This is a genomic window from Nocardia barduliensis (genome assembly GCF_013315795.1).
In the GTDB taxonomy this organism is placed as follows: Bacteria; Actinomycetota; Actinomycetes; order Mycobacteriales; family Mycobacteriaceae; genus Nocardia; species Nocardia barduliensis.
In genome coordinates this window covers 1-9,611 of record NZ_JABLTE010000181.1, presented here as the reverse complement: position 1 = coordinate 9,611, position 9,611 = coordinate 1, and the positions used below count along the sequence as shown (strand labels likewise).

Genomic DNA, 9,611 nt, shown 5'->3' with positions numbered 1-9,611 from the left:
CCGCACGCACCACAACCACCGCCTGACTCACCCCCGGACAACGCAGCAACGCCGCCTCGATCTCCCCCAACTCGATACGGAACCCCCGCAACTGCACCTGCTGATCACCACGCCCGGCGTACTCGAGGGTGGCCTGACCGCCGAGACCGACCCACCGGCCGATATCACCACTGCGATACATCCGCGACCCCGGCGCACCGAACGGATTCGCCACGAAACGCGACGCCGTCAAACCAGGACGGCCCAGATAACCCCGGGACAACTGCGCGCCCGCGACATAGATCTCACCGGCCACCCCCACCGGAGCCGGATGCACCCGGTCGTCGAGCACGTACGCGTCCAAGCCCGGCAGCGCCCGCCCGATCACGCTGGCCGGGTTGTCGGCCATCTGCTCGTCCAGCGACAGGAACGACACATGCACCGTGGTCTCGGTGATGCCGTACATGTTCACCAGCCACGGCGCGTCCACCGGGTGCCGCTCGTACCAGCGCCGCAATTGGCGCAGATCCAGCGCCTCGCCGCCGAACACGATGTAGCGCAGGGCGAACTTGCCCTCGTCGTGGTGCGCCGCGCGGTCGGCCTCGGCGAGCTGATAGAACGCCGAGGGGGTCTGGTTGAGCACGGTGACCTGCTCGCGGATCAGCAGTTCCCGGAACTGCTCCGGCGAGCGGGAAGTCAGGTAGTCGACCACGACGACGGTGCCGCCGTTGGCCAGCGCGCACCACAGTTCCCAGACCGAGAAGTCGAACGCGAAGGAGTGGAACAGCGTCCACACGTCGGTTTCGTCGAACTCGAACAGCAATTGGGTGTTGGCGAACAACTCGACCACGTTGCGATGCGCGACGCCCACGCCCTTCGGCACACCCGTGGAACCCGAGGTGTAGATGACATACGCCAGGTGGTCCGGACGCAGCGGCGTCAGGCGCTCGCGGTTGCGGACCCGTGCGTCGTCGTAGCCGGTGGTCTCCTCCAGCAGGAGCACCGGGACATGGCCCACGGGTAGCGACTCCCGCTCGGTGGCGGTGGTCAGGACGGCGACCGGGGCGGCGTCTTCGAGCATGAACTCCAGCCGCTGCACCGGATAGGTGGTGTCGATCGGCAAATACGCCGCGCCCGCGGTCAGCACACCCAACAGGGCGACCGGCAACTCCTCGGTCCGCGGCACTGCCACTGCGACCAGCGACTCGGGACCGGCGCCCTGGGCGATCAACGCCCGAGCGACCTGGTTGGCCCGCCGGTGCAACTCGCCGAAGGTCAGCACCGTATCGGCGTAGCGGATCGCGATCGCGTCCGGACGGCTACGGGCCTGAGCGGCGATGACCTCGACCAACGTCACCTCGGGCACCACCGCCCCCGGAGTGGACCACTCGTGCAGCACCAGCTCGCGCTCACCCGCGGCCAGCACATCGATATCACCGACCACCGCCGAGGCGTCCGCGGCCACCGCCGACAGGATCCGCCCGAACCGATCCGCGAAATCCTGCACCGTGGCCGGATCGAACAGATCCGTGGCATAGGTGAACGCCGCCGACAACCCCTGCGGCTGCCCGTGCCGATCAATGTCCTCCGACAGCGCCAACTGCAGGTCGAACTTCGCCAGCGGCACCGCCAGGTCCACCGCCGACACCGACAGTCCCGGCAGCTCCAGTTCGGTGCGCGCCAGGTTCTGGAAGGTCAGCATCACCTGGAACAACGGATGCCGCGCCGGCGACCGCACCGGATCCAGCAACTCCACCAGCCGCTCGAACGGCACGTCGGCATGCCCGAAGGCCTGCACATCCACCGACCGCACCCGCCCCAGCAACCGGTCGAATCCCATCCCGGGATCGATCTCGGTCCGCAGCACCAGCGTGTTGACGAACATGCCGACCAGGTCGTCGAGTTCCGCCTCACCCCGCCCGGCCACCGGAGTGCCCACCGCGATATCCCGGGTCCCGGACAACCGCGCCAGCAACACCGCCAACGCCGCGTGCACCACCATGAACAAGGTCGCGTTGTGCTCGTGCGCTACCCGCACCAAGCCCGCGTGCACTTCCGCGTCCACCTCGAACGCCAACGTCGCACCCCGATGCGACGACACCGCGGGACGCGCCCGGTCCGCGGGCAACTCCAACTGCTCGGGCAATCCGGCCAACCCCGCCCGCCAGAACGCGATCTGCTGGGCCAGCAACGACTCCGGATCGTCCTCGTCACCGAGGACCTCCCGCTGCCACAACGCGAAATCGGCGTACTGCACCTGCAACGGCGCCCACCCCGGCGCACCGCCGCGCGTGCGCTCCACATACGCGCTCATCAAGTCCCGCGTCAACGGGCCCATCGAGAACCCGTCACCCGCGATGTGGTGCACCACGCACACCAGCACGTGCTCGGAATCGCTCAGCTCGATCAACCGCACCCGCACCGGCGGCGCCACCGTCACATCGAAGCCCTCACCCACCGCCGCGGCGACCAATGCGGCCACTTCCGACTCCCCCGCGCGGCGCACCATCACATCCGGCACCGCCCGCGCATCCTCCACCGGCAGCACCACCTGATAACCCACACCGTCCACGTCCGGATACACCGTGCGCAGTACTTCGTGCCGCTCGGCCAGGTCACCGACCGCCGCCCGCAACGCGGCCACATCCAGACGTCCCGACAAACGCACCGCCACCGGAATGTTGTTCACCGCGCTACCCGGATCGAACCGGTTCAAGAACCACATCCGCTGCTGCGCATACGACAACGGCACCCGCTCCGGCCGCGGAAGCGCACGCAACGCCTGACCCGCCGCCGACCCCGCATGCTGCTCCACCCGAGCCGCCAGCGCGGCGACCGTCGTCGCCTCGAACAACAACTGCACCGGCACCCGCGCACCCAGCGCCGCACCGACCCGCGCCGCCGCCTGCGCCGCCAGCAAAGAATTACCGCCGAGTTCGAAGAAATCGTCGTCCGCACCGACGCGCCCGTCCTCCTCGGGCACCAGCAGCGCCGCGAAAACCTCCGCGACGATCTCCTCCACCGGTGTCGACGGCGCACGGAACGCCCGCGCGGCGAACACCGGCTCGGGCAACGCGGCACGATCGAGCTTGCCGACCGGCGTCAGCGGGATCTTCTCCAACGTCATGATCGACGCCGGAATCATGTACGCGGGCAATGATTCCCCGAGGTACTCGGCGAGCGCGCCGGTGTCGACGTCGGCTCCCTGGCGCGGCAGCACATAGGCCACCAGCGCGGTCGCACCCGACGGCAGCGTCTTGCCGAGGGTGGCCGCGAAGTCGATGTCCGGGTGGCTGGTGAGGGCGTTGTCGATCTCGCCCAGTTCGATGCGGAAACCGCGGATCTTCACCTGGAAGTCCGAGCGCCCCAGATATTCGATGACGCCGCCGTCCTGCCCCGCGGCCTCGGTGCGGCGCACCAGGTCCCCGGTGCGGTAGAGCCGCGCGCCCGGGTTGCCGGAGTCGGCGCCGAACGGGCTGGCGACGAACCGCTCGGCGGTCAGGCCCGGCCGGTTGAGATAGCCCTGCGCCAGCGCGGGACCGGACAGATAGAGTTCGCCGACCACCCCGGCTGGCACCGGGCGCAGCCGCGAGTCCAGCACGAACGCGCCGACTCCCGGGATGGCCGTGCCGATCGTGATGGGCTCGTCCGCCGCCATCGGCGGGGTGCTGGTGGCGAGGATCGTCGCCTCGGTGGGGCCGTAGCCGTTGTAGAACTCGTGCTCGTCGGCCCAGCGGCCGACCAGCTCCGGACCGAACTTGTCCCCGGCCACCACCACGGCCTGCAGGTCCTCCAGCCCCGCCGGATCCACCGATTCCAGGGCGCCCGGCGTGATGAGCATGTGCGTGACGCGCTCGCGCCGCAGCAGGTCCGCCAGCTCGAAACCGCCGAAGACGGTCGGCGGCGCGATCACCAGCGTCGCTCCGGAGGAGAAGGCCAGCAGCAGTTCGAGCACCGAGACGTCGAAGTTCGGCGAGCAGACGTGCAGCACGCGCGATTCCTCGGTCACCCCGTAGTGCTCGCGCTCCGCGGCCACCAGCCCGGCCAGGCCGCTGTGCGTGACGACGACGCCCTTGGGCTTGCCGGTCGAGCCGGAGGTGTAGATGACGTAGGCCGGGTGCCGCTCGTCCAACGGGCGAACCCGGTCGGTGTAGGAAATGGGATGCTCCGGGCGCGCGGCGATGCGCGCGGACTGCACCGGGTCGTCCAGCTCGATCCAGTACACACCGGTGCCGAGCACCGCGCGGTGCGCCGAGGTGGTCAGGCCGACCGTGGCGCCGGAGTCGGCGACGATGTGGTTGATGCGGTCGGTCGGATACGTCGGGTCGACCGGCACGTAGGCCGCGCCCGTCTTGGCGATCGCCCAGACCGCCAGCACCGACTCCACGCTGCGCGAGATTCCGATGGCGACCACGTCGCCGGGACCGACGCGGCGTTCGATCAGTTCCCTGGCCAGCCGCGAGGACGCGGCGTCCAGCTCGGCGTAGGTGAGCTCCCGATCGTCGGCCGGATCTCCCGTCGGATTGAACCGGATCGCGACCTCGGTGGCGGCGGACTCGACGGCGGCGGTGAGCAGCTGCGCGAAGAGCGGACTGCCCGACCTGCGGCGACGGCTACCGCGAGCGGAACGACGGGCGGTTTCCATTCGAGTGCATTCACCTCTCGCATCGAGCCAGGACCCGGGGCATACCCTGCTCAGGGCTTGAGATCCGGGGCCAGCGCGGACCGGGCAATCATATAAGGGGCTGATCGCTGAACCCGCGCGCTGTATTGGATTGCCATTGGATTGCCGCGGCTGCCGCCACTGCGCTCCGCGCCCCCGCCTTCCGTGCTGTCCTCTCGTCGGGCACCGTCCGCTCCCCCTGGAATCGGTGTCTTGCCTGATCGCCTGCCGTTATATCGGCGCGGGGCCCGTCATGTTGCAAAAGCGCCCGGATCGGTGAACATGTTCACAACCATCCGCGCCGGGTGGCTTGCACCCCCGCCTGGAATCGCGTGCTCGCGCCGAGACGCTCGAGCAGCCGGGCGGTCCGGCGGACCACGGTGCGCCGGGACATCCCCAGCCGCCGCGCGATGGTGTCGTCGGTCGCGCCGAGTCCCATCAGCGTCAGGATCGCGCGGTCGCGTTCGTCCAGCGCCTCCGCGGCCGGGTTCACCGAGATGGGCGCGGCCATCGCCCACAGGACGTCGAAGGTCTTGATCAGCAGCTCGAGCGTGGGCGAACCGGTGATGCGCAGACCCATCGGGTCGGGCCTGCGCTCGTCGGCGTGCAGCACCAGGCTGGCCCGTTCGTCGTCGCTGATGATCAATTTGAACGGCGGCTCGGGCAGCGTTCTGGCCTGCGCGCCGCTGGCGTTGGTGGACAGCGCGTGCCGCAGGCGCTCCGGGTCCTGGTAGACGGTGTCCTGGTACAGGGTCTGATAGCGGATGCCTTCGCCGAGCCTGGCCCGTTTGAGTTCGAACAACTGGCGCTCGCGTTCCGGATCGCTGAGATACGGGCCGCGCTCGACCAGCTTGACGCAGCTGCGCGCGGCGTTCTGCATCTCCTCGAAGTCCGCGAGCATCTCCAGTCGCTCGTACACCGGCACCACCGCGCCGTTGCCGCGCGGCGAGCGACGCACCGACCGGAACGTCTCGCTCAGCCGCGCCGCGGCAGCGTGCATCTGATTGATCTCCTGCTGTCTGCGCCGCGCCTCGGCTTCGGACAACGATTCCGGTGCGTGCGCGTCCCACCGTGGTTCGCCGTCGGGCGACTCGATGCGGACCGCGGCACGCAATTCACACAACACATCCAACGAGTCCGCCGCGAGGTCTTCCGAAACGCCCAGGTACTGCGCGATATCGGCGAGACTCGACCGGGGATGGTGCACCAGCACGGCGTACACACGGCCGTGCGGTGAACCAGGCTCGAAGATGTCGCCCAGCTCGATCACGGCCCGAGCCTAGCGACCGACCGGTGTCCGTGGGGCCGCTCTACGAGACGCGCACGCGATCGGCTTCCCGCGCGATCGAGACACGGGAAGCTTCGCTGCGCGCCACCGTGCGCTCGACGGAATATCAAGTCGGACAGGAGAAGTCAGTGGATCGACGGGCCCCACTCCATGGGCACGCCTTTGCTCGCCAGATACGGCAGCGGGTCGATCTTGGCACCGGCCTGGTCCCAGATCTCCAAGTGCAGGTGCGGACCGGTGGACTGGCCCCGGTTGCCGACGGTGGCGATCACGTCGCCCGCGTTCACCCGCTGGCCCGCGTGCACGAACATCTCGTTCACGTGTCCGTAGACCGCGGTGGTGCCGTCGTCCTGCAGCACGCGCACCCACAGGCCGAAACCGGAGGCGGGCCCCGCCTCGATCACCGTGCCGCTGCTGACCGAGTGGATCGGCGCACCGAGCGCGTCGGCGAAGTCGATGCCGTAGTGCATCGCGCCCCAGCGGCTGCCGTAGCCGGAGCTGATCGCGCCGGCCACCGGGCGCACCGCGGGCGGCGCCGGAGCGACCTGCTGCTGCACGCCCTTGAGGACCTCCTCGGCGTGGGCCAAGGGTGCGGCGATCTCCGGAGGAAGATTGGGAATCCCGAACGGGGCGGCGACCGGGGCCGCGACCTGGGCGGCGACCGGAGCGGGCGCCGGCGCGACCTCGGCGACCGGCTCGGCGGCGGCCTTGGCCTCGGCGACCGGCAGGATGCTCGAGCCCTTTACGGTGGAGGCGGCCTGCGGCTCGTCATCGCTGTCGTGCGAACCGGGCAGCAGCGGCGACGCGTAGGCGAGCGCCGGAGCGGCCTGGCTGGCGGCGCCGATGAGGGCGCCTGCGGCGACGGCGGCGGTCGCGGCGGCTTTCACCCGCTCGGTGGCGGACGGCTCGGCGCGGTGCCGCTTCGGACGGCCCGTTTCGCCGCCCTCGCCGAGGAGGCTCTGGACGGTAATGGAAGTGGGGCCTACACGGTGCTGCGACAAAGCTTTGGTCCTCGGTCGTAGAACAGGGTCCCGGATGCCTGCCCGGCCGACCGGTTCATAACGATCCGATTTCGACTGGCGATAACGGTTTGGCATCCGTCGTGACGGGAACTCTACCTCGTCGTGACCATTCCGCAACCTTCCAGCGGAAAAACGCTGGTGAGGCTCGGGTCACATGTCCAAATGAGCGAGAATCAGTCCGTGATCCTCGACCATCTGGACGTTCCGATCGTGCTGGCCCCGATGGCGGGCGGCCCCTCCACTCCCGAGCTGACCGCCGCGGTCGCCGAGGCGGGCGGCTTCGGACAGCTGGCCGCCGGCTATCTGAGCGCCGCCGACACCGCCGCGCGGATCAGGGCGACCCGGGCGGCCACCGGCAAACCGTTCGGGGTGAACCTCTTCGTGCCCGGACCCGCGACCCCCGCCGCCGACCTGGCGGACTACCTCGCCGAACTCGGCGCCACCCACGAACTCGGCGACCCGCGATTCGACACCGACGACTGGGCGGCCAAGCTCGATCTGCTGGTCGCCGACCCGGTCGCGGCCGTGTCGTTCACCTTCGGCTGCCCGAGCGCCACGGACGTCGCGCGGCTGCGCGACGCGGGCTCGGAAGTGTGGGTGACGGTCACGTCGGTGGCCGAGGCGCGCGTCGCGGTCGACGCGGGCGCCGACGTCCTCATCGCCCAGGGCGCCGAGGCGGGCGGGCACCGCGCGACGTTCACCGACCGGCCGGACGACGACGCGACCGACCCGCTCGGCCTGCTGGCGCTGCTGCAACTGCTCACCGCCGCCACCGACCTGCCGCTGGTGGCCACCGGCGGCCTGGCGACGGGCGCGGGCATCGCCGCGGCACTCGCGGCGGGCGCGAGGGCGGCGCAGCTGGGCACCGTCTTCCTGCGCTGCCCCGAGGCGGGCACCCACCAGGTGCACCGCGCCGCCTTGGCCACGGACACCCCGACGATGCTCACGCGCGCGTTCACCGGACGCAGGGCGCGCGGGCTGCGTAACCGATTCCTCGTCGAGCACACCGCGAACGCGCCGACGGGATACCCGGAGATCCACTACGCCACCGCCCCGCTGCGGGCCGCCGCACGAGCGGCGGGCAACCCCGAGGAGGTCAATCTCTGGGCGGGCCAGACGCATGAGCTGGCACCGGAGCTACCCGCGGGCGAACTGGTCGCGGCCCTGGCCGCCGCCGCGAAAACCGCTCTGGAGGCCGCTCTTTCGCGCCGAATCCAGCATTGTTGACAACGACTTTCGTTTAGACTCGACGTGCATCGCACGCGTCCAGCACTGGAGGAGAGCGCCATGTCCCTTGATGTCCCCACCGCACTACTCGAACGCGCCGAGCGAGGCGAGGTCGACGACGCCGACTTCGTCGAGGTCGTCCGCACCTCGCTGCCCTACGCCTGGGAAGTGGTGAGTCGGGTCGCCGGTGAACTGCGTTCCGGCGCGGAGGAATACGCCGACAACACGATCGCGCCGCCGGACGAGACGGCCCGCGGGCAACTGCTGCGCGCCATGGCCTCCGACGCCATCCGCGGTGGACTGGAGCGGCACTTCGGCGTGAAGCTCGCCTTCCAGAACTGCCACCGGGTCGCCGCGTTCCCGCTCTCCGCGGTCGGCGGCGAGACCTACACCAGGTTCATCGGCACCCGGGCCCAGCTGCTCAACCAGAGCCCGGAACTGCGCAACTGCTGAGCGGCGCGAGCTGAACACCCGGCGCGGCAAACCGTTTCGGCCCGCGCCGGGTGTTTTCGCGTCCGCGGCCGGTGCGGCCGCGCGTCGCCACCGTGCGCAGAGCCGCCGCTGGCGTAGGGTGAACCGCCATGAGCAGCAACGATCTTCGCGATGAGGTCGAAGTCCGGCTCGCACCGTGGCACCAGCAGCTCGGACCGGACCGCGCCGCCTACACCAATCACGTGCTGCGCGTCCTGGCGCTGTGCGACCTGCTGGCCGCCGATCAGCAACCCAGGCCGAGCGCCCGCGAGGAGTTCCGCACCGCGGCCACCCTGCACGACATCGGCATCTGGTCGGCGGGCAGCTTCGACTACCTCGCCCCCTCCTGCGACCAGGCGCGCGCCTGGCTGGCGAGCATCGGCCGCGACGACCTCACCGGCCTGGTGGTGTCGATGATCGACGAGCACCACAGAATCCGCCCCGCGGGACCGCCGCACGATCCGGTCGAGATCTTCCGGCGCGCCGACGCGATCGACGTCGAACTCGGCTTGCTCGGCCGGTTCGGCATCTCCCGGGGAACCTACCGCGAGCTGGCGAAGCGCTATCCGAACCACGGTTTCCACCGCAGGCTCGTGCAGCTGACCGCGCGGCGGCTGCGGACCAACCCCACGTCACCACTGCCGATGCTGAAGTGGTGACGCGGGGCGCCGGACTCAGCCGAGCGTGGTGACCTTCAGGTCGCCGTCGGCGTACTGGCTGCGCAGCCGCTTCTTGTCGAACTTGCCCACACTGGTCTTGGGTACCTCGGCGATGAACGTCCAGCGTTCCGGCAACTGCCATTTCGCGAACTTGTCGGCCAGGAACTCGCGCAGCTCCTCCGGCTCGGCCTCGGCGCCCTCGGCGAGCACGATCGCCACCAGCGGGCGCTCGTCCCACTTCTCGTCCGGCACGCCGATCACGGCGGCCTCGGCGACCGCGGGGTGCCCGATCACGGCGTTCT

General features: G+C 70.1%; 7 protein-coding genes. 3 read left to right on the top strand and 4 right to left on the bottom strand.

Going from position 1 to position 9,611, the window contains the following annotated elements; genetic code table 11:
• The 3 genes from HOV91_RS37380 to HOV91_RS37370 all read right to left on the bottom strand — a co-directional run.
• Positions 1 to 4,624 (bottom strand): non-ribosomal peptide synthetase (locus HOV91_RS37380; RefSeq protein WP_174189929.1); only part of this gene is annotated, 4,624 nt, incomplete at its 3' end.
• 304 nt (positions 4,625 to 4,928) lie between these two features.
• A complete protein-coding gene (locus tag HOV91_RS37375; protein ID WP_174189928.1) occupies positions 4,929 to 5,912 on the bottom strand; it encodes a LuxR C-terminal-related transcriptional regulator in 984 nt (327 codons plus the stop codon).
• Positions 5,913 to 6,055: 143 nt separating this feature from the next.
• On the bottom strand, positions 6,056 to 6,931 hold the full coding sequence (locus HOV91_RS37370) for a M23 family metallopeptidase (RefSeq protein WP_174189927.1): 876 nt from the start codon (positions 6,929 to 6,931) through the stop codon (positions 6,056 to 6,058).
• 183 nt (positions 6,932 to 7,114) lie between these two features.
• Between HOV91_RS37370 and HOV91_RS37365 the strand changes: the two genes are divergently transcribed.
• The 3 genes from HOV91_RS37365 (at position 7,115) to HOV91_RS37355 (ending at position 9,309) form a co-directional block, all read left to right on the top strand.
• The gene (locus HOV91_RS37365) at positions 7,115 to 8,179 is read left to right on the top strand and encodes a nitronate monooxygenase (RefSeq protein WP_174189926.1); all 1,065 of its coding nucleotides are present in this window, start codon (positions 7,115 to 7,117) and stop codon (positions 8,177 to 8,179) included.
• A 60-nt stretch (positions 8,180 to 8,239) separates the two neighbouring features.
• Positions 8,240 to 8,632 carry an SCO5389 family protein gene (locus HOV91_RS37360; RefSeq protein ID WP_174189925.1) on the top strand — a complete coding sequence of 131 codons (393 nt, stop codon included), beginning with the start codon at positions 8,240 to 8,242 and terminating at the stop codon, positions 8,630 to 8,632.
• A 128-nt stretch (positions 8,633 to 8,760) separates the two neighbouring features.
• Positions 8,761 to 9,309: an HD domain-containing protein gene (locus HOV91_RS37355; RefSeq protein ID WP_174189924.1), complete on the top strand. Its 549-nt coding sequence runs from the start codon at positions 8,761 to 8,763 to the stop codon at positions 9,307 to 9,309.
• Between the two features lie 15 nt (positions 9,310 to 9,324).
• On the opposite strand, the gene HOV91_RS37350 is transcribed toward HOV91_RS37355, so the two are convergent.
• The coding region (locus HOV91_RS37350; protein WP_438822727.1) for an AMP-binding enzyme at positions 9,325 to 9,611 on the bottom strand (287 nt) is incomplete at its 5' end.

Excerpts from the sequence above, each read along its gene's own strand:
- HOV91_RS37355 (WP_174189924.1), top strand. The coding sequence starts at position 8,761 with ATGAGCAGCAACGATCTTCGCGATGAGGTCGAAGTCCGGCTCGCACCG.
- HOV91_RS37360 (WP_174189925.1), top strand. The coding sequence starts at position 8,240 with ATGTCCCTTGATGTCCCCACCGCACTACTCGAACGCGCCGAGCGAGGC.
- HOV91_RS37365 (WP_174189926.1), top strand. The coding sequence starts at position 7,115 with ATGAGCGAGAATCAGTCCGTGATCCTCGACCATCTGGACGTTCCGATC.